The organism is Phytobacter sp. SCO41 (assembly GCF_003073275.1).
GTDB lineage: Bacteria > Pseudomonadota > Gammaproteobacteria > Enterobacterales > Enterobacteriaceae > Phytobacter > Phytobacter diazotrophicus.
Genome location: NZ_CP027225.1, coordinates 4,140,524 through 4,158,579, shown reverse-complemented (window position 1 = coordinate 4,158,579; position 18,056 = coordinate 4,140,524). Strand labels below are relative to the sequence as shown.

At 55.9% G+C, this 18,056-nt stretch carries 18 protein-coding genes; 3 read left to right on the top strand and 15 right to left on the bottom strand.

What is annotated here, in order from left to right; all coding sequences use genetic code 11:
- Positions 1-6 precede the first annotated feature (6 nt).
- The 10 genes from hydA to C5523_RS20310 all read right to left on the bottom strand — a co-directional run bounded on the left by hydA (position 7) and on the right by C5523_RS20310 (position 10,465).
- On the bottom strand, positions 7-1,455 hold the full coding sequence (hydA, locus tag C5523_RS20355) for a dihydropyrimidinase (protein WP_107222529.1): 1,449 nt from the start codon (positions 1,453-1,455) through the stop codon (positions 7-9).
- A 194-nt stretch (positions 1,456-1,649) separates the two neighbouring features.
- On the bottom strand, positions 1,650-2,954 hold the full coding sequence (gene preA, locus C5523_RS20350) for an NAD-dependent dihydropyrimidine dehydrogenase subunit PreA (protein WP_071193938.1): 1,305 nt from the start codon (positions 2,952-2,954) through the stop codon (positions 1,650-1,652).
- On the bottom strand, positions 2,947-4,335 hold the full coding sequence (locus C5523_RS20345) for an NAD(P)-dependent oxidoreductase (protein ID WP_223878728.1): 1,389 nt from the start codon (positions 4,333-4,335) through the stop codon (positions 2,947-2,949). The genes preA and C5523_RS20345 overlap by 8 nt, the downstream gene beginning before the upstream one ends.
- A 198-nt stretch (positions 4,336-4,533) precedes the next feature.
- Positions 4,534-5,217 (bottom strand): TetR family transcriptional regulator C-terminal domain-containing protein, encoded by a 684-nt coding sequence (locus C5523_RS20340; protein ID WP_108701852.1) that lies wholly within the window; start codon positions 5,215-5,217, stop codon positions 4,534-4,536.
- 42 nt (positions 5,218-5,259) lie between these two features.
- Entirely contained in the window at positions 5,260-6,276 is a 1,017-nt protein-coding gene (locus tag C5523_RS20335; RefSeq protein ID WP_041852249.1) for an ABC transporter substrate-binding protein, read from the bottom strand.
- A 47-nt stretch (positions 6,277-6,323) separates the two neighbouring features.
- The gene (locus C5523_RS20330; RefSeq protein ID WP_223878727.1) at positions 6,324-7,397 is read right to left on the bottom strand and encodes an ABC transporter permease; all 1,074 of its coding nucleotides are present in this window, start codon (positions 7,395-7,397) and stop codon (positions 6,324-6,326) included.
- On the bottom strand, positions 7,394-8,275 hold the full coding sequence (locus tag C5523_RS20325; RefSeq protein WP_071193936.1) for an ABC transporter permease: 882 nt from the start codon (positions 8,273-8,275) through the stop codon (positions 7,394-7,396). The genes C5523_RS20330 and C5523_RS20325 overlap by 4 nt, the downstream gene beginning before the upstream one ends.
- Complete coding sequence (locus C5523_RS20320; RefSeq protein ID WP_041852247.1) at positions 8,265-9,104, bottom strand: ABC transporter ATP-binding protein; 840 nt, start codon at positions 9,102-9,104, stop codon at positions 8,265-8,267. Before C5523_RS20320 ends, C5523_RS20325 begins: the two co-directional genes overlap by 11 nt.
- A gap of 282 nt (positions 9,105-9,386) precedes the next feature.
- Positions 9,387-9,917: a chromate transporter gene (locus tag C5523_RS20315; protein WP_071193934.1), complete on the bottom strand. Its 531-nt coding sequence runs from the start codon at positions 9,915-9,917 to the stop codon at positions 9,387-9,389.
- Positions 9,914-10,465: a chromate transporter gene (locus tag C5523_RS20310; protein WP_041852245.1), complete on the bottom strand. Its 552-nt coding sequence runs from the start codon at positions 10,463-10,465 to the stop codon at positions 9,914-9,916. Before C5523_RS20310 ends, C5523_RS20315 begins: the two co-directional genes overlap by 4 nt.
- 208 nt (positions 10,466-10,673) lie before the next feature.
- On the opposite strand from C5523_RS20310, the gene C5523_RS20305 reads away from it, so the two are divergent.
- Entirely contained in the window at positions 10,674-11,276 is a 603-nt protein-coding gene (locus C5523_RS20305) for a cupin domain-containing protein (RefSeq protein ID WP_108701851.1), read from the top strand.
- Positions 11,277-11,860: 584 nt separating this feature from the next.
- On the top strand, positions 11,861-12,322 hold the full coding sequence (accB, locus tag C5523_RS20300) for an acetyl-CoA carboxylase biotin carboxyl carrier protein (protein ID WP_041852243.1): 462 nt from the start codon (positions 11,861-11,863) through the stop codon (positions 12,320-12,322).
- 38 nt (positions 12,323-12,360) lie between these two features.
- On the opposite strand, the gene C5523_RS20295 is transcribed toward accB, so the two are convergent.
- From C5523_RS20295 to C5523_RS20275, 5 genes are all read right to left on the bottom strand, one after another.
- A complete protein-coding gene (locus C5523_RS20295; RefSeq protein WP_041852242.1) occupies positions 12,361-13,125 on the bottom strand; it encodes a GGDEF domain-containing protein in 765 nt (254 codons plus the stop codon).
- Positions 13,119-13,535, bottom strand: a complete 417-nt coding sequence (locus tag C5523_RS20290) for a DUF1987 domain-containing protein (protein WP_071193932.1) — start codon at positions 13,533-13,535, stop codon at positions 13,119-13,121. The genes C5523_RS20295 and C5523_RS20290 overlap by 7 nt, the downstream gene beginning before the upstream one ends.
- The gene (locus C5523_RS20285; protein ID WP_041852240.1) at positions 13,528-14,109 is read right to left on the bottom strand and encodes a SiaB family protein kinase; all 582 of its coding nucleotides are present in this window, start codon (positions 14,107-14,109) and stop codon (positions 13,528-13,530) included. The genes C5523_RS20290 and C5523_RS20285 overlap by 8 nt, the downstream gene beginning before the upstream one ends.
- A gap of 8 nt (positions 14,110-14,117) precedes the next feature.
- Positions 14,118-15,326 carry a SpoIIE family protein phosphatase gene (locus C5523_RS20280; protein ID WP_041852239.1) on the bottom strand — a complete coding sequence of 403 codons (1,209 nt, stop codon included), beginning with the start codon at positions 15,324-15,326 and terminating at the stop codon, positions 14,118-14,120.
- A 469-nt stretch (positions 15,327-15,795) separates the two neighbouring features.
- Positions 15,796-16,809, bottom strand: a complete 1,014-nt coding sequence (locus tag C5523_RS20275) for a malate/lactate/ureidoglycolate dehydrogenase (RefSeq protein ID WP_108701850.1) — start codon at positions 16,807-16,809, stop codon at positions 15,796-15,798.
- A gap of 256 nt (positions 16,810-17,065) precedes the next feature.
- On the opposite strand from C5523_RS20275, the gene C5523_RS20270 reads away from it, so the two are divergent.
- A complete protein-coding gene (locus C5523_RS20270; protein ID WP_172600714.1) occupies positions 17,066-18,055 on the top strand; it encodes an ABC transporter substrate-binding protein in 990 nt (329 codons plus the stop codon).
- Position 18,056: the final 1 nt, after the last annotated feature.

Below are 18,056 nucleotides of genomic sequence, written 5' to 3'. Positions count from 1 at the left end.
GGGTGATTAGCGGGCGACGGCCTGCGGGGCGCGCTGGCGCTCCCATGCAGCCGCTGCGCTGAAATCCGGGCCGAACGCCGGACGTTTGATATAGCGCCCCGCCCCTTCGCGGGCGCGCAGGTCGCCATCAGCCCATACCAACTGGCCCTGGCTGATAGTGAAGGCCGGTACGCCGGTTACCGTGCGGCCTTCGAAAATATTAAAATCGTTGCGCGAATGATGAGTGCTGGCGGAGAGCGTTTTGCTGCCCGCCGGGTCCCAGAGCACCAGGTCTGCATCGGCACCCTGTGCCACACAGCCTTTACGCGGATAAATATTGAAGAGGCGCGCGGTATTGGCGGAGGTAATCGCCACGAACTCGCTCGGTGTCAGGCGTCCGCTGTTGACTCCCGCATCCCAGATGACCGCCATTCGTTCTTCCACGCCGCCGCAGCCGTTGGGAATTTTTGTGAAATTATCGCGGCCCGCCGCTTTCTGGTTGGCGCAAAACGTGCAGTGGTCGGTGGCGGTGGTGTGGAGCTGACCGGATTGCAGGCCGTGCCACAGCGCTGATTGGTGGGATTTATCGCGAAACGGCGGGCTCATGACGTGAGCGGCGGCAAAGCCAAAGTCCGGATGGCGGTAGACGCTGTCGTCAATGACTAAATGCCCGGCGAGAACTTCGCCATAGACGCGCTGCCCACGACCACGCGCGCGGGCGATGGCTTCAGCGGATTCGCGGCAGGAGACATGTACCACGTAAATTGGCACACCCATAATGCTGGCGACCGTGATGGCGCGGTTGGCGGCTTCGCCTTCCACTTCCGGCGGGCGGGAGAGGGGGTGAGCTTCCGGCCCGGTGATGCCTTGTTTGAGCATCTCTTGTTGTAGCAGGTAAACCATCTCGCCGTTTTCCGCGTGTACTGTCGGCATCGCCCCCAGTTCCAGGCAGCGGCGGAAGCTGTTCATCAGGGTTTCGTCATCGCACATGATGGCGTTTTTGTAGGCCATAAAGTGTTTGAAGCTGTTAACGCCTTCCTGTTGGACCAATGTGCCCATGTCCTGGCGTACGCTTTCGTCCCACCAGGTTATAGCGACGTGGAAGCTGTAATCGGACGCCGCTTTTTCCGCCCAGCCGCGCCATTGCTGATAAGCGTCCATCAGCGGTTGCTGTGGATTAGGGATGACGAAATCGATGATAGTGGTTGTGCCGCCCGCCAGTGCGGCAGCGGTGCCGCTGTAGAAGTCATCGACCGTGGTGGTGCCCATAAACGGGAAATTCATATGAGTGTGCGGGTCAATGCCGCCGGGCATGACATACAGCCCGCCCGCGTCTACGGTTTCGGTTGTGGCGGGGATGTCCCATTGGGATGCATCGCCGACGGCCGCAATGACGCCGTCGACACAGAGCACATCGGCACGACGCTGATGGTCGGCGTTGACGACGGTTCCGCCTTTGATCAACAGGTTACGCATTCGTTTTCTCCTGTAGTGCTTTGGTTTGATTAGTTATGTTCTTTTCCCCTCACCCTAACCCTCTCCCCAAAGGGGCGAGGGGACTGGATCGAGCCCACTCTCACTGAGTGACAGGATTCGCGCCGGGCCTGCTTTTCTCCCTCTCCCTTGAGGGAGAGGAGCGGGGTGAGGGGGAGCAGGCCGCACACCGTCAACTACGCTGATTGCGCCATCGGGTTATTCGGGTGCGTCGTCCAGTTGGCGTACTGGTCCGTCACCACCTTGCCGGTACGCTTATCCACTTCGCCGGGTTGCAGACTGCGCAGTGAAATGCAGTTCTCCACCGGGCAAATAGAGGCGCACAGGTTGCAGCCGACACAATCCTCTTCGCGCACTTCGAAACGCCGTTCGTCACCCGTGGTGGCGGAAATCGCCTGGTGCGACGTGTCCTCACACACCAGATGACAGCGCCCGCACTTAATGCACGACGCCTGGTCGATCACCGCTTTATCTACGTGATTGAGATTGAGATAGCGCCAGTCGGTAACGCTTGGCAGCGCCATGCCGCGAAAGTCTTCGAGGGTCCGGAATCCTTTCTGGTCCATGTAGTTCTCAAGGCCGCTTATCATGTCGCGCACAATCTGGAAGCCATGAACCATCGCGGCGGTACAGACCTGCACCGTTGCGCACCCCAGCGCGATAAACTCCGCCGCATCGCGCCAGGTGGAGATGCCGCCAATGCCGGAAATCGGCAGACCACGGGTTTGCGCGTCGCGGCCAATTTCCGAGACCATATTCAGCGCAATCGGCTTCACCGCCGGGCCGCAATAGCCGCCGTGTGAACCCTGGCTGCCGGTATGCGGCGACATCAACATCTGGTCGAGATCGACGCCAATCACCGAATTGATGGTGTTGATAAGCGACACGGCATCCGCGCCGCCCGCTTTCGCGGCTCTCGCCGGGTAACGAATATCGGTGATATTCGGCGTCAGTTTGACGATCACCGGCAGGCTGCAATATTGTTTGCACCAGCGGGTGACCATTTCGATATATTCCGGTACCTGGCCGACCGCCGCGCCCATCCCGCGCTCGCTCATGCCATGCGGGCAACCGAAGTTAAGCTCGATACCGTCTGCTCCCGTGGCTTCTACCTGCGGCAGAATGGTTTTCCATGCTTCTTCTTCGCAGGGCACCATGATCGACACCACTACTGCCCGGTCGGGCCAGCGTTTTTTGACGCGGGTAATCTCTTCAAGGTTGATGGCCAGCGTACGGTCAGTGATGAGCTCGATATTATTCAGCCCCAGAACGCGTCGATCGGTCCCGAGTAGAGTGCCGTAGCGCGGCCCGCTGACATTCACCACATGCGGATCCAGCCCGAGCGTTTTCCACACCACGCCGCCCCAGCCCGCCTGAAAGGCGCGTTCCACGTTGTACTCTTTGTCGGTGGGCGGCGCAGACGCCAGCCAGAACGGATTGGGGCTTTTGATGCCCAGAAAATCGGTATGCAGACTAGCCATGAGAGTGCTCCTGAAATGAGGTGGCGTTAGCGGCGTCGGAGATAGTGAGGGCCAGCGCGATAGAGCGGGCGGCGAGTTTGCCCTGGCGTACGGCATCGACCGTCAGGTCAAGGCCGCCTGCACAGCAGTCACCTCCGGCCCAGACATCCGCCAGCGAGGTGCGGCCGCACTCGTCGGCGGCGATACGCCCGTGTTTAAGTTGGATGGCTTGCCCGACAGGGGTACTGTCGAAGGTCTGACCGATGGCTTTAAGCACCATGTCGGCCTCCAGCGTGAAGGTCTCATCGCTGACTTCCCCTTGCCGCACCACGCTGAACGTCACGCCGGTCAGTTGGTGATTGCGCTGCTCAAAGCGCAGAGGGGTGGCCCACAGACGTATCGTTACACCATTAAGCTGTGCCCACTGGCGCTCTTTTTCTGAGGCTTTCATCTGTGCTTCGCCACGGCGATAGACCAGCGTGACCTCCTGAGCGCCAAGCTTTTTCGCCTGAACGGCGGCATCGACGGCGGTCATTCCGCCACCAATCACCACCACTTTGCGGCCAACGGGGAGCTCGCTGAGATCCGCGCACTGGCGCAACCTGGCAATGAAATCCACCGCTTCACAAACGCCTTCAGGTTCTGCGTCCCCGGTTTCCAGTTGGTTAACACCCGCCAACCCAAGGCCGAGAAATACTGCGTCGTGGCTGGCCCGTAACTGCGCGAGGCTGAAATCTTCGCCCAGTGTTTGACCCGTGTGCAGCGTAATACCGCCGATGGAGAGCAGCCAGGCCACTTCGCGTGCGGCGAAATCGTCGGTCACTTTGTAGCTGGCAAGGCCGTATTCATTCAGGCCGCCTGCTTTGCTGCGGGCATCAAAGAGATCCACGCTGTGGCCTGCTATCGCCAGATGATGAGCGACGGTAAGCCCGGCGGGACCGGCGCCGACCACGGCAACACGTCTACCGGTTTCAGGCCCGCGAACGAACAACGGTTTACCGGGGTTAGCAAAAAAATGATCGGTGGCGTGGCGCTGAAGCAGGCCGATATTAAGTGGGCGACCATCCTGAGCGTTACGTACGCAGGCCTGTTCACACAAAGTTTCGGTAGGGCAGACGCGGCTGCAGATCCCGCCTAACACATTGGCGCGTAAAATGACCTCTGCCGCACCGCGATCGTTGCTCTGGGCGATGCGCTGGATAAAGCTCGGCACATCAATATCCGCCGGGCAGGCCCGGGAGCAGGGGGCGTCAAAGCAGTAGTAACAGCGTTCTGCTTCAATCACCGCCTGGGTGGCCGTTAACGGGGGCGCGCAGTCCGCAAACTCGCGGGCATACGCGTCGGGAGCAAGCCGTGCGGCCTGGATCCCCTGGGCGTGGCTACCTGAATCGTTGCTCATCATGCTTCTCCTGAATTGTCAGTGGGGTTATCTCTCCCCGCGTTAAAATCCTGACCAGATGGTTAAGTTTTCGCGTAATAACCATGCTAATTACGTGCCATTTGCGACAAGTTTGCTGCATGACGCGTAAATTCAGGGACCCAGAGAAACATGAATAAAATAACCGGACTTTTACTGCTGTTTTTTGGTGCATTTCGCACCTTATTTGACGCTGTTTGCTGCATTTTGCTGCAAGATTCCTTCAAGGCCGCAGATCCGCCAGACGCAACGCAAAACATGTTCTGTCGCCCGTTGCTGTGCCGTCTTGCTGTGTGAGTCCTCTCCCAGCACGGCGGCAATCTGGATATCAAAATCCGCATAGGTTTGGGTCATCGACCAGACGGTAAAAAAGAAGTGGGTGGTGTCCATCGCAGAGAGCTTGCCGAGCGCAATCCAGCCATCCAGGATGCGGGCCTTTTCCGCTACCAGTTGTCGAAGTTGGGTCTTTAGCAGCGGGTGAACCACCTGCGCGCCTTGCAGGATCTCATTGGCGAACAGGCGGGAGGCTTCCGGGCGGGCGAAACTAAAGCCGATCTTTTTACGGACATACTCTTCCAGCGCGGTTTTGGGATCGGCGCTGGCAGAGATCCCCTCCAGCGGCGCCAGCCAGTCGTGCAGAATGCACTCCAGCACGCGCAAATAAAGGGTTTGTTTATTGCCAAAATAGTAGTGCAGATTGGCTTTGGGCAGGTCGGCGGCATCGGCAATCTGTTGCATGGTGGTGCCGCGAAATCCATAACGGGCGAAGACCCGTTCGGCTGCGGGCATAATGATCGCCTCGTTATCCTGGCGAATACGCCCTTTCTCCAGCGAGATCGCAATGCCGCTCAGCAGGCTTTCGTTCATGACAGGCTCCAGTGAAATCCGCCCTCCCTGGCGGGGGAGGGGTTATTTCAGCTTCGCCGCGGCATCCCAGACGGTATGGGTCATCGCGCTGTCACCCGGATCTTTTTTGATTACCGGGGTATCGCCACCGCTGTGCAGTAAAACATCAATGGTGCGACGGTAGGCCGCCGGGTCGAGATAGCCGATTTTCGGTGTGTTGGCGTTAGTGATGAGCTTCGCCACGTTCTCCATCTGGCGAGTCTGTACCTCTTCGGTGGCGGCGCCGGACGCATCTTCAGCAACCACGATTTTCGCCGCCTCTTGTGGGTGTTTCACCGCATAATCCCAGCCTTTGAACGAGGCTTTGAGGAACTTCGCCATTTTGGCGACGAACGCCGGGTCTTTCAGGCTGGAATCCAGCACATACAGGCCATCTTCAAGAGTGGAAACGCCCTGATCCTCATACGGGAAGGTGATCAGATCCGCTTCTTTTAAGCCTGCGTCGATCAACTGCCAGTATTCGTTGTAGTTCATGGTGGAGATACAGGCTGCCTGATCCTGCAACAGTGGATCAACGTTAAAGCCCTGTTTGAGGATGGTAATGTCTTTGCCCGGTTTCAGGTTCAGTTTGCTCATCCAGTTGAAGAAGGGGTACTCATTGCCGCCGTACCAGACGCCCAGCGTTTTACCTTTGAAGTCGGCAGGCGTTTTAATGCCGCTCGATTTTTTACAGGTCAGCATCATCCCGGAACGATCATAAACCTGGGCAATGTTCACCAGCGGCACGCCCGCCTCGCGTGAGGCCAGCGCATCCGGCAGCCAGTTGACGATGACATCTGCTGATTTGCCAGCAATCACCTGAACCGGGGAGATATCCGTACCGCCGGGTTTGATCGTGACATCCAGTCCTTCCTCTTTATAAAACCCTTTTTCCTGCGCCACGTAGTAGCCAGCGAATTGCGCCTGCGGTACCCATTTCAACTGCAGCGTGACTTTCTCTGCTGCGTGTGCTGAAAAGGTAAAAGCCACAGACATTGCCGCCAGCAACAACCCCCGGCGAAAAGCGGAACGTTTCATCATGGGATAACTCCTCGGGTTAGTGTGCATCATCATGTTCTTATGTTGTTTTACTTTTCCGTTGCCATCCCGCGAATCGAGGGATGCCAGAAATTTACGCGGCGATCGAGCCGGACCAGCAAGGTGTAAATCAGCGAACCGGCCAGCGATGACACCACAATCGCTGACCACACGATGGGCATATGCATGCGTGCCGATTCTGTGGAGATACGAAAGCCAAGCCCGGCGGTCGGTGAGCCAAAATATTCGGCGACGATGGCGGTAATCAGCGCCAGGGTGGCGTTCACTTTCAGGGCGCTAAAAATAAAAGGCAGTGCGGCGGGCAGGCGCAGCATGCGCAACTGCTGGTGGGGCGTTGCGGCGTAGCAATACATCAGCTCTTGCTCAAGCTTGCCGCTTGCTTTCAGCCCGGCAAGCGTGCTGACCAGCGCCGGAAAAAAGGTCACCAGAATGACCACGGCAGCTTTTGACGGCCAGTCGAAACCAAACCACATCACCGCGATAGGCGCGACGCCAACCAGCGGTACGGTGCTGGTCAGGCTGGCGACCGGCAGCAGCCCGCGTTGCAGGAAGGGTAAGCGGTCGATAAGCAGCGCCACGCCAATGCCTAAACCACAACCCAGCAGATATCCCACCAGCACCGATTTGAGAACCGTTTGTACCAGGTCACCCGCCAGTAGCGAGACGCCGTCGACTAACGCCGTGAGAATATCCAGTGGCGCAGGCAGGATGACCTGCGGAACGGCAAAGCCGGTGACCAGAATCTGCCAGAACCACAGCAGCCAGATGCCGAGCAGCGCGGCGACGGCGGCAGGCGGGACCGGGGCGCTCGCCAGTCGCTGTACGCTGACGGCGGCAAGCAGCGCCAGGGCGAGGGTGCTCAGGCCATTAAACGGCAACAGCGCAAGCCAGAGTGCGCTGCCTGCGAGCGCAGCGGCGAACAGCACGCTACGTAAAGCCGTCTGTGAACAGGCCAGCAGCGAACAGACAACAAGCAGCAGCGCATGGAAACGAAGCCCATAAGCGGCATCGCTGTCTCCGCTTAACTGAATCAGCGACAGAACGGCAACAATGAAGGCGCTGACTAACAGCAGGGTGCCTGGCGTTGTATTTTTTTTCATCATGCCCCCTTACGCTGGCGCATCACCAGCCGTTCGGTCAGGGTTACCAGCCCGGTTAATGCCAGGCCCAGCAGGGAGGCCATCACCAGCGCAGACCAGATCTGAATGGTGTTGCCGTAATAGGAGCCGGTGAGCAGCCTTGCCCCCAGCCCGGCCTGTGCGCCGGTGGGCAGCTCCGCCACCATCGTGCCGACCAGACCACTGGCAATGGCGACGCGAAAGGCCGGAAAGAGATAGGGCAACGAGGAGGGCAGACGCACCATCCAGAAGATATCGACCCGTCTGGCGGCATAGGTATGCACCAGTTCCATCTCCATTTTTTGCGGCGAACGCAGCCCCTGCACGGTGGCGATAGTGACCGGGAAAAAGCACAGGTACATGGCGATGGTGGCTTTGGGGAGCATACCCGTAACCCCCAGACTGCCGAGAATAATCAGCACGATGGGGGCAATCGCCAGTACCGGAATGGTTTGCGAGGCGACAATCCACGGCATCAGCGCTTTATCGAGCGTCCGTGAATGGACAATGCACACCGCCAGCAGTACGCCTAACATCACGCCCATGGCGAAACCGGTCAGCGCGGCGCTGGCGGTCACCCAGGTATGCAGTAATAGGTTGCGCGGCGAAGTGAGCGGCCACTGGGTGATGCTGTTCCAGATATCAATAACCAACTGATGCGGCGCAGGCAGCAGCGGGCGGGTGGCATTGAGGGAGGCGGCAATCAGGTCTGTGCTTGTCCAGGGGCCGCGCGGGGTCAGTACACGGTCGATCACCCCGGAAGCATTCAGGGCGAAAGCCAGCACGTACCAGAGGATCAACGCCACCAGCAATACGCTGCCGACGGGCAGAACGTGCAGATGTAGACGCTGACTAATGGTCATGATGTCCCTCCACCAGTGCTTCGCGCACATCGGCGGCGAGCTGTAAAAACGCCGGGGTATCGCGAATGGCAAGGGAGCGCCCGGCGGGAAGCGGGGAGTCAATTACCTTCACAATCCTGCCCGGACGCGGCGACATCACCACAATTTTGGTCGACAGGTAGACGGCCTCGGAAATGGAGTGGGTCACAAAGACCATCGTGCGCTGTTCGTTAAACCACAGTTGTTGTAACTGCTGGTTGAGGTTGTCGCGCGTCAGTTCATCCAGCGCGCCAAAGGGTTCGTCCATCATCAGAATTTTGGGTTCAAAACCCAGCGCACGGGCAATGGAGACGCGCTGTTGCATGCCGCCGGAAAGCTGCCACGGATATTTTTTCTCAAAGCCTTTTAGCCCGACGCGTGCCAACTGCTCGCGGGCGATTTCGTCGCAGCGCTCCGGCGGCACGCCCTGGATTTGCAGCGGCAGTTTGACGTTGGCCAGCACGGTGCGCCATGGCAAGAGGACCGGGGCCTGGAAGACATAGCCGTAGGCCCCCGCCTGGCGTGCCTCCGAAGGCGACATATCGTTAACCAGCACTTCGCCGGAGGTGATGGGTTCGAGGTCTGCAATGGCACGCAATAACGTGGTTTTGCCACAGCCGGAAGGGCCGATAAACGAGACAAACTCCCCCTGGCGAATGGTCAGGTTAATGTCTTTGAGCGCATGTACCGGCTGGTCGGCTGCCGGGTAAATCACGTTGGCCTGGTTTACCCTGATGGCAGGCCGTGCGGTGGTGGTTGCCGGTTTTAACGGTACGACCGCAGATTCCTCTGCATAGATCAACTGGCTCATTCCAGGCCTCCCCTGTTTTTTGACTAACTGGTTAAGTTTGTTTCTCTATGCCATTTTTGTGCCAGGCGTTAAAAGGCGGTTTTTCGCGCTTTTTGGCTGCAAAATAAGGTTTTTTGATGGCTAAATTGGTGCAAATGTCGACAATGGTGCGTGGTCGTGGGGCAAGGCGGTGTGGGGAAGTCAGGGCGAATTCGGTGAAAAAATAAGCGGTAGTATGCAGGTTACACGCCCCCTTCGCAAAGGGGGAGTGACAGTCTGGATGTGGCGGTGTGGCAGATGAGGTTATAGCCCGTATAAGGCGGCTATCAGTCCGACGATTCCGCCTGCGGCCAGTAAAATCAGCGGCGAAAGGCGGGTTTTCAAAAACAGAACAATACAGACCGCGATCGTGGCGAGTTGCAGATAATCATGGATCACCGCCCCGGCGACCAGCGCCCCGCCGGAGATAACCAGCCCGACCGTCAGCGGGATTAACGCATGGTTTAATACGCGTTTCATTTTCTCGTCGGTGTTCTTATTCCATAAGGTTACGCACGCCACCACGATCAGTGACGAGGGGACGAACTGGCAAACGGTCGACACCATCAGTCCGGCGATGCCCGCAACACGCCAGCCGACCAGTGAGGTAATCATCATATTGGGGCCAGGCGCGGCCTGGGCGAGAGCGAACAGTTCGCTGAACTCCCGTGAGGTCATCCAGTGGTGCACATCGACCACCTGGCGTTGCAACTCAGGGATAATGGCATTACCGCCGCCCAGGGCTAAAAACGAGAGCTGTAAAAAAATGAAGGCGAGGGAAAACAGCGTTGTCATGATGTGTGTTTCCGGTAGCTCAGCATAATACTCAGCGGCACGGCGACCAGTAAGACCGGCAGCAGCGGCAGGCGGAAAAGGGCAATCGCAACAATGATCCCGCCAAGAATAAGCCACGATGTCAGCGCACGCGGCATTGAGCGCAAGATTTTCAGGCCAGTAGCAATGATAAGCCCCGCGGCAGCGGCGGATATACCGGCGAAGACCGAGGCGACCAGCGGGTTGTCATGCCAGAGCAGCCAGATATTGCCAAGACAGACGATAACCAGCAGCGGTGCGGTCAGTAACCCCACCAGCGCGATAAATCCCCCTTTTATGCCATGAAATTCCACCCCGGTGGCGACGCACAAATTCACGGCATTTCCGCCAGGCAGAAACTGACACAGCCCCAGCAGTTCGGCAAAGCGTTGTTCTGATAGCCAGCGCTTTTTTTCCACCAGCGCCCGGTGCATAAGCGGCAACACCCCGCCAAACCCGGTCACTCCTAACATAAAACAAGCCAGCCAGAGCTGCCCCAATGTGGGTTTCGCGTCAGGCGACGCGGACATCTTCTTATTTTCTTGCACAACGACCTACCTTTAATGGCCGGATCCCTGGCGATCGATAACCCATTTGTAATCTTGATGAAATTACAGGAATTTCATCGGCAGAAAAATGATCGCCGCCGGGATCCGCAGCGACAGATATCGCAAGAGGGCGAAGGGATGGTGGGATTTCATCTACGCTAAGGAGATGGATCAACATGCAGGAGGTGCTATGGCTGATATGAATCGTCGCTGTTTTATGAAGATGCTCTCTGGCGCTGCACTGACGACCCCCTGGCTGCTTGAGGCGGCTGAAAAGGGGCAGTCCGCGGCAGCTTCGGCTCCCGTGACCGGGGCTTTCTTGCTTTCGCCAAAAGAGTGGGTACCCAATAATCCTGTGTTGCCCGTATTGCTGTATCGTCAGGTGATTCCGGGGCGGGCAACAGCCCAGGACGCGCAGCAGTTGTTTGCGAAAAATGGCTGGCCGCCGCAATGGGTGGACGGGGTGTTTGATTACCACCACTACCACAGCACGGCGCATGAGGTGCTGGGGTTTGTCGGCGGTGAAGCCAGGCTGATACTGGGCGGTCCGGGCGGTAAAGAATTGACCGTGCGGGCGGGCGATGTGGTGGTATTACCTGCCGGGACGGGGCACTGTAATCTCGGCAGTAGCGCGGATTTTTCCGTCGTCGGCGCGTATCCACCAGGGCAGGATTTCGATATTTGCCGTGATGCAGCCGATGCGCAAAGGTTAGCCGCGATTGCCAGTGCGACCTTCCCCCATAGCGACCCGGTTTTTGGCGCACAGGGATTGCTTTTAGAGCAATGGCTTTAATCGCGCTGCCAGGAATTTTCTTGTTTTATGGCAGGGCTAACTTTGCGGTCTACGCTTAAAGCGCATTAGGAATGCAAAGCTCTCTGTGTATGTAATGATGGTCTTCTCTATTGAAAGACATTGTTGGATAAAAGGTTTTGGACATGTTGCGGCCAGCTCGTGAGAGCTGGCTTTTTTTTGGACATTTAGTGGTTTTTTTGGAACCTTTAGGAAATTATGATCGCCGTCATAATTCTGAAAAGCTGGTATGATCTGCTTATTGCCAGGAATTTTCCGATAGACTACTATGGCTTCACCCCCAGACAGAGCTAACGCCACAATAGATAGTGAGTGCCGGAGATAAGCGCCGGGAGGGTAAATAAACTTGAAGTATTTGCTCGACTTAAAACACCAGGCCCTGGCATCTGCCAGGGCTTAATCGTTTTTAGCGCCGCTGTTTTTCTTCACCCTGCGCATTCCGTTATTCCCCTTCGATCGCCGGAGATCCTGTTTATCGTTGCGCTTTGCAATAACCTCTTCTATACACTGCATATTCACGTCGTTACACTTGCGCGACATCCGGCACTGAACCACTGAGAACCCCTATGGATATTGAGAAAATCAAGCAACTGATCAAACTGGTCGAAGCGTCAGGCATCTCCGAACTGGAAATTTCCGAAGGCGAAGGGTCGGTGCGTATCAGTCGCGCGGTCGCTACCCCTGCGACACAGCATACGTATACCCTCCCCGTCATGCCGCAACCAGCACAGTCAAACGCGGTTGCGCCAGTCGTAACCACAGTGGCGGCAGAGTCTGCTGCCGCACAAATCAGTGGTCACATCGTGCGTTCCCCAATGGTCGGGACCTTCTATCGCACGCCGAGTCCGGATGCCAAAGCGTTCTGTGAAGTCGGCCAGAAAGTGAATGTGGGCGATACCCTGTGCATTGTTGAAGCGATGAAAATGATGAACCAGATCGAAGCGGACAAAGCAGGGGTAGTGAAGGCGATTCTGGCGGAAAGTGGTCAGCCGGTTGAGTTTGACGAGCCGCTGGTCGTCATTGAATAACGCGACTGACGACCGGCATATCAGGATGCCCTGCTACCCTAACGGACGAGTGCGATGTTCGCCTGGACCGGGGGGGCCTGGCGAAAAAAGTCCTCATGCAGCGCAACCTGGTTACGCCCGCGCTTTTTCGCTGTATAAAGCGCGGCGTCGGCGGCGCTGTACAGGTTTTCAAAATCACTGTTTTTCATGCCAAGGCTGACACCGAAACTGGCGGTCACCAGTTGTTGCGGTAAGACATCCAGCGGCGATGCATTCAGGGAAGAGTGAATGTAACTGGCAATGATCATCGCATCTTCAATGCGGGCTTCCGGCAGTAAAATCGTAAACTCTTCACCGCCGACGCGACCAATGGACGCACTTTCCGGCAGCGCGCGGCGAATGCGCGATACCAGCGCGCAAATCACCCTGTCACCCGTGGGGTGACCATATTCATCATTGATGCGTTTGAAGTGATCAATATCCAGCAGGATCAGAGCGACGTTTGCCTGCGTCAGGGATTTATTGATGTGGTTGATGATGGCGCTGCGGTTAAAGACGGCGGTGAGCGGGTCGTGCGTGGCCTCATACTCAAGCTGCGCCGCCAGTTTTTGCAGTTGCTCATTCATACGGTTCAGTTCACGTTCCGCACGGTCGCTGCGGCTGATCACGCGGTAGGATTCGCGGATCAGGCGTTGATAATGCTTCGCCACGCTCCACAGTTTTTCACGACAGGCGTCTGCGGGCAGCGTGGCGTCTGCCGCTGCCAGGCGAGCCTCTTCGAGTACGGAATATTCCTCCTTGAAAAGCTCATTAATATCTAGCATGCGTCAAGATCCGGGATAAGAAAGACCGCCAGGGAAGGGAAGTCGATACGTAACTCCTGACCGAATTCTTCGGAAATATCGTCTTCTTCGTCATAGTACCAGTGCAGCTCGCAGGCGATACCGCCTTTCGCAAAGCCGTTCAGACACTCGAACAGTTCAAATAACAGCTTGGTGCTGGAGCTATTGAAATAGCTCAGCGCGACATGCAGACGAACCGGTTCATCGGTGGCCGGTTTGTCTTGCAGCCAGTTCTCAATGGCCTGCAACAGCGGACGAAAGAACGCCGCGGCATTTTCAGGATAGGCTTCACCTTTAAGCACCAGACGATGTGCTGAAAAATCAAAATTCACTTCCGGTGTGGCCTGGGTTGCGGGCTGCTCAATGGAAGAGGTTAATGTCATATCAGTCATGGCAAAACGTTGCCTTTAGGTGAAAGGCGGACAACGGACTGGCCGCCAGTGGATGAATGCGATACTCCAGTGGCTCACTGGTATCCCGCGCCATGGTCAACAAACCAATGTTCGCGCCCTTGCTTGTGGCAGGCGCTTCACTGCGTAATCCCTGTTTCCAGGCATTGCGGATTTCCGCCTGGGTCATTGTGCGCAGGACTTCGAGGTTTGTTTTTAGCAAAGAGGATTCTTCCGGGCCAACCAGATTTGCGGTTTCGAGGTAATAATTTGCCTGGTCGGTGTGAAAACACAGTGAACCATAGCGCAATTCATCCTGGCCCGTGCACAGAAAGCGTTCATCCGATGAATAGCGAACGATGTTTTGCCCCATCTCGATAAAGACAGAGAATAATTTGCGACGCGTCGCAGAGGAGGCTTCATGTTTATCCAGCCACGTGCGCATCACGTCACCCATCGACACAATGTGCTGTTGGGAAAAATAGCCCGTGTAAAAAAGCTCGACAGCGCTTTGCCGCTGAAGAGTGAAAAGGGGGAGCAAAACCGCTTCTTTGACCTGCAGGTCGCTTATTTTCATTTAATTTATCACCAACGGAAACCAAACCAGGTCATGTCATCACGCGCGGATTGCTTGCCCTGCCAGCTCGTCAGCGCCAGGAGTAGCGCCTCGGAAATGGACGACATTGGCAGCGCACGTTGCTGCAATAACAATGACTGAATACGCTTCTTACCAAACATTATTTCCCGCGGACCGCCAATCTGGTCGGTTACGCCATCGGTTACGATCAACAACTGATCGCCGCGACGTAACGGACGCTGATGACGACGCCACTGATAATCTGTGGCCGTATCTGAATAGCCGATACCTTTGCGATCGCCGTCAAGATTAACGACCTCTTCGTCGTCCGCGCCGAGCATAAAGGCATGCATACGCGCGTTAGACCAAATGAGCTGCTCATTTTGCGTATCGACAAACACGGCGATGGCGTCACAACCGTCGTTGGACTGGCCCATATCTGCGGTGGGATGACTCTGGCTCAACGTCTGTTTTATATAATGGTTGATTGACGCGAGCAGGCGATCTGGCTCGTGGGCCTGCGCCTGAGTCAGCGCTTTTTCGAGCGCAGACGAAAAAATAAAGGTCATAAACGCACCGGGAACGCCGTGCCCGGTACAGTCGGCCAGCACCAGAAGCCAGCCGTTTTCGCAGCGCTGAAAGGCGTAAATATCGCCGCCTACACAATCACGTGGGTGCCAGTACAGACACCAGTCATTCAGCGTTTGCTCAATGTTTTGCCGTGAGCGGCTGAGCATGGACTCCTGAATGATGCGCGCATATTCAATGCTTTGCATGATTTGCCTATGCTGTTTCGCTTGCAAATCCGATACCGTGCGAATCAGATCAAGACCGAGGCCAATACCGATGTATTGGTTATCTTCGGTCAGGATAAACCCCTCGGTAATCGCTTTATCGCCCGTTTCGATGACGCGCTCGGCCAGGTAATCCAGGCCTGCGTCAGCCTCGACAATGAGCGGCGTTTTATCCATAAACGCGATGCAGCTTTTCTGGTCATACAGTTCATGGAAAAACGGACGGCTCATCTGCGAAAGAAAAATGTGGCGGTTAATCATGCCAATAGGGCGATTCTGTTCAAGAACGGGTAAGCCAATCAGTGACTTATGTTCGGAGAACATCGACATGACCTGCACATTATTTGCTTCGGGGGTTACGTGCGGAACGGCAATACGTAACACGCCCGCAGTAAGCTGCCGCGATGAAAGAGGTATATCCATGATCCTGCTGTTTTCCTTGATAAGAATAATCTGAGGATAAAGCCTGATTGTGACGGTTTCATTGCAGCGGATTACAGATGATTATTACGGTAGATTATTGTTCCTAAAGGCAAATCACAGCCACTTTGCCAGAGGCAAAAAAAAGCCCGCACGTGACGCGCGGGCAAATAATACTGGAAGCAATGTGAGCAATGTCGTACCGAATACCTGAGCGATTTACTCAACTACTCGGTGATGAGAAAGATAATCTTTATCATCTTGGTTATCAACCCCAAATTTTGTGCAACTTTCAAAAAAAAGTGGCGGGGAGGGGTCTGCGGCTGTTCCCTCTCCCTCAAGGGGTGAGGAATCCCCACAAAATGCGAGCACGATCGGTCCCCTCTCCTCTTTGGGGAGAGGGTTAGGGAGAGGGTGAAAAGCGGTTTCCTCGCCCCTGGAGTGAGGGGAAAAGGCCACTTTGCGGGAAAACCTACAGCCCCAGCGCCTCAAACTGTTTCCAGCTCACCTCGTCAACGTAGATTCCGTTCTCCAGCCGCTGTTGCCTGGCGCGGGCTTCCGGTTCGCCGGGAAGCAGAACATCGTGCCCCTGCTGGTCGTGCTTTATCCAGTCCAGTTGAGCCATCACCTCCTTAACATAATTCTCGCCCGCGCCCAGCCGGGCAGGATCGAAAATAATAGAAAGCATATTATTGATGATGCCCTTGCGCGGCGGGATCTGGTGGCTCTCGGTCTCGCCGCCGGTTAGCGCGGCCCCCAACAGGCTGCAAATCAGCGACAGCCCTGCGCCCTTATGCCCGCCGAAGGCCAGCAACGCGCCATATGGCTCCTCCATTAGCCAGCGCGGATCGGTGGTGGGATTACCGTCTGCATCCACCGCACAGCCTGGCGGAATGGCGCGCCCCTCATTCCAGGCAATGCGCGCTTTATTCCCGGCGATGGCGCTGGTGGCGAAGTCCAGAATCACCGGCGCTCGCCCGCTGACCGGCACGCCCACGCAGAAGGGATTGGTGCCAAGGCGCGGGTTGCGTCCCTCAAACGGTAATACCGCAGACGGCGCGGCGACATTAGCAAAATGGATCGACACCAGCCCCTCCGCGGCGACCTGTTCGGCCCAGGCGCCGATACGCCCCAGATGGTGTGAATCTGCAAGGCTTACCAGCGCGACGCCATATTGCTGCGCGCGTTCAATACCCGCCGCCATCGCCTGCCTGCCGAGAACCTGGCCAAAACCGTAGCCGCCATGAAAAGAGAGCAGGGGGCCAGCATCGCGAATCAGCCGCAACTGCGCCGACGGTTGTAAATCGCCCGCCAGAATGGCGCTGATATAGCGTGGAAGCAGGGTAACGCCGTGTGAATCGTGACCTTTTAGCGAGGCGTCGACGAGGTTGTCAGCGACCTGGCGGGCAATGTCTGGTGGGGTATTTACACGCACGAGATGCTGTTCCAGCAGTGTGCGCAATTGCTGGTGGGTTAATACGGACATAATTAATCTTACCGCAAGCAGGGTTATTGAGTGTATTTTGACTATAGCGAGGATGCTTTTTTTACATAACCATCAAAAATAACTTAGCTTTGCCACTTTTTAACTATTCATCTCCATAAAACACCGCAAATCTCTATTGTGAATTTTTAGCTAAGCATTGCGAATAAAATCATTTCCTTTTTAATGCCCCGCCAGCCAATCATTTTCCGGATATGACTTATGAAACCTCCGGGGAAAGGACATGAATAAAATGAAAATGATCGCCAGCGCAATGTTGACCGTCGCGCTGAGCGGTATTAGCGCATCGGCGCTGGCAGAAGGAAAAATCAGCATTGCACAGCAGTTTGGTATTGGTTATTTGATTCTTGATGTGGTGCGTGACCAACAGCTTATCGAAAAAGAGGGGAAAAAAGAGGGGCTCGATATTGAGGTTGACTGGCGCACCATTTCCGGGGCGACAGGCATGAATGAAGCGCTACTTTCCGGCGCGCTGGATGTGGCGTCTGCCGGGGTTCCACCGCTTCTGACCCTGTGGGATCGCACCAAAGACAAACAAAATGTGAAGGCGATTGCCTCATTAGGATCGATGCCTAACTACCTGCTCAGCAATAATCCGGCGGTGAAAACCATAAAAGATCTTAGCGATAAAGACCGTATCGCAGTACCCGCAGCAGGGGTGGGATTCCAGTCGCGAACCTTGCAAATTGAAACCGCCAAATTATATGGCAACGCCGATTTCAAACGTTTCGATAATATAAGCGTCAGCTTGCCACACCCGGATGCCAGTGCCGCATTAATTGCCGGTGGCTCGGAAATTACAACTCATTTCTCCAGCCCGCCATTCCAGTATCAGGCGCTGGAACACAGCAACGTACATAAAATTCTCAGCTCTTATGATGTGCTTGGCGGACAGGCGACATTTAACGTGTTGTACACCACGCAAAAATTTCATGATGAGAATCCAAAAACCTATAAAGCCTTTTATCGTGCGCTGGTCGAAGCAGCAAAAATTATTAATGCCGATAAAAATGCAGCCGCAGAAACCTATATTCGGGTAGAGAAATCTCGCCTGCCGCTGGCGCTGGTACAAAAAATTGTTAATGACCCGGAAATCAGCTTTACCGTCTCGCCTGAACGTACGGGTGTATACGCCGAAAAACTTCATGAGCTGGGCGTGTTGAAAAACAAAGCCGACTCCTGGAAAGACTATTTCTTCAACGAAGCGTGGGAAAACCCAGGCAGTTAAG

Excerpts from the sequence above, each read along its gene's own strand:
- C5523_RS20320 (WP_041852247.1), bottom strand. The coding sequence starts at position 9,104 with ATGAGCCAGTTGATCTATGCAGAGGAATCTGCGGTCGTACCGTTAAAA.
- C5523_RS20280 (WP_041852239.1), bottom strand. The coding sequence starts at position 15,326 with ATGGATATACCTCTTTCATCGCGGCAGCTTACTGCGGGCGTGTTACGT.
- C5523_RS20330 (WP_223878727.1), bottom strand. The coding sequence starts at position 7,397 with ATGATGAAAAAAAATACAACGCCAGGCACCCTGCTGTTAGTCAGCGCC.
- accB (WP_041852243.1), top strand. The coding sequence starts at position 11,861 with ATGGATATTGAGAAAATCAAGCAACTGATCAAACTGGTCGAAGCGTCA.
- preA (WP_071193938.1), bottom strand. The coding sequence starts at position 2,954 with ATGGCTAGTCTGCATACCGATTTTCTGGGCATCAAAAGCCCCAATCCG.
- C5523_RS20335 (WP_041852249.1), bottom strand. The coding sequence starts at position 6,276 with ATGATGAAACGTTCCGCTTTTCGCCGGGGGTTGTTGCTGGCGGCAATG.
- C5523_RS20305 (WP_108701851.1), top strand. The coding sequence starts at position 10,674 with ATGGCTGATATGAATCGTCGCTGTTTTATGAAGATGCTCTCTGGCGCT.
- C5523_RS20340 (WP_108701852.1), bottom strand. The coding sequence starts at position 5,217 with ATGAACGAAAGCCTGCTGAGCGGCATTGCGATCTCGCTGGAGAAAGGG.
- C5523_RS20310 (WP_041852245.1), bottom strand. The coding sequence starts at position 10,465 with ATGTCCGCGTCGCCTGACGCGAAACCCACATTGGGGCAGCTCTGGCTG.
- C5523_RS20325 (WP_071193936.1), bottom strand. The coding sequence starts at position 8,275 with ATGACCATTAGTCAGCGTCTACATCTGCACGTTCTGCCCGTCGGCAGC.
- C5523_RS20290 (WP_071193932.1), bottom strand. The coding sequence starts at position 13,535 with ATGACTGATATGACATTAACCTCTTCCATTGAGCAGCCCGCAACCCAG.
- C5523_RS20345 (WP_223878728.1), bottom strand. The coding sequence starts at position 4,335 with ATGATGAGCAACGATTCAGGTAGCCACGCCCAGGGGATCCAGGCCGCA.
- C5523_RS20270 (WP_172600714.1), top strand. The coding sequence starts at position 17,066 with ATGATCGCCAGCGCAATGTTGACCGTCGCGCTGAGCGGTATTAGCGCA.
- C5523_RS20295 (WP_041852242.1), bottom strand. The coding sequence starts at position 13,125 with ATGCTAGATATTAATGAGCTTTTCAAGGAGGAATATTCCGTACTCGAA.
- hydA (WP_107222529.1), bottom strand. The coding sequence starts at position 1,455 with ATGCGTAACCTGTTGATCAAAGGCGGAACCGTCGTCAACGCCGACCAT.
- C5523_RS20275 (WP_108701850.1), bottom strand. The coding sequence starts at position 16,809 with ATGTCCGTATTAACCCACCAGCAATTGCGCACACTGCTGGAACAGCAT.
- C5523_RS20315 (WP_071193934.1), bottom strand. The coding sequence starts at position 9,917 with ATGACAACGCTGTTTTCCCTCGCCTTCATTTTTTTACAGCTCTCGTTT.
- C5523_RS20285 (WP_041852240.1), bottom strand. The coding sequence starts at position 14,109 with ATGAAAATAAGCGACCTGCAGGTCAAAGAAGCGGTTTTGCTCCCCCTT.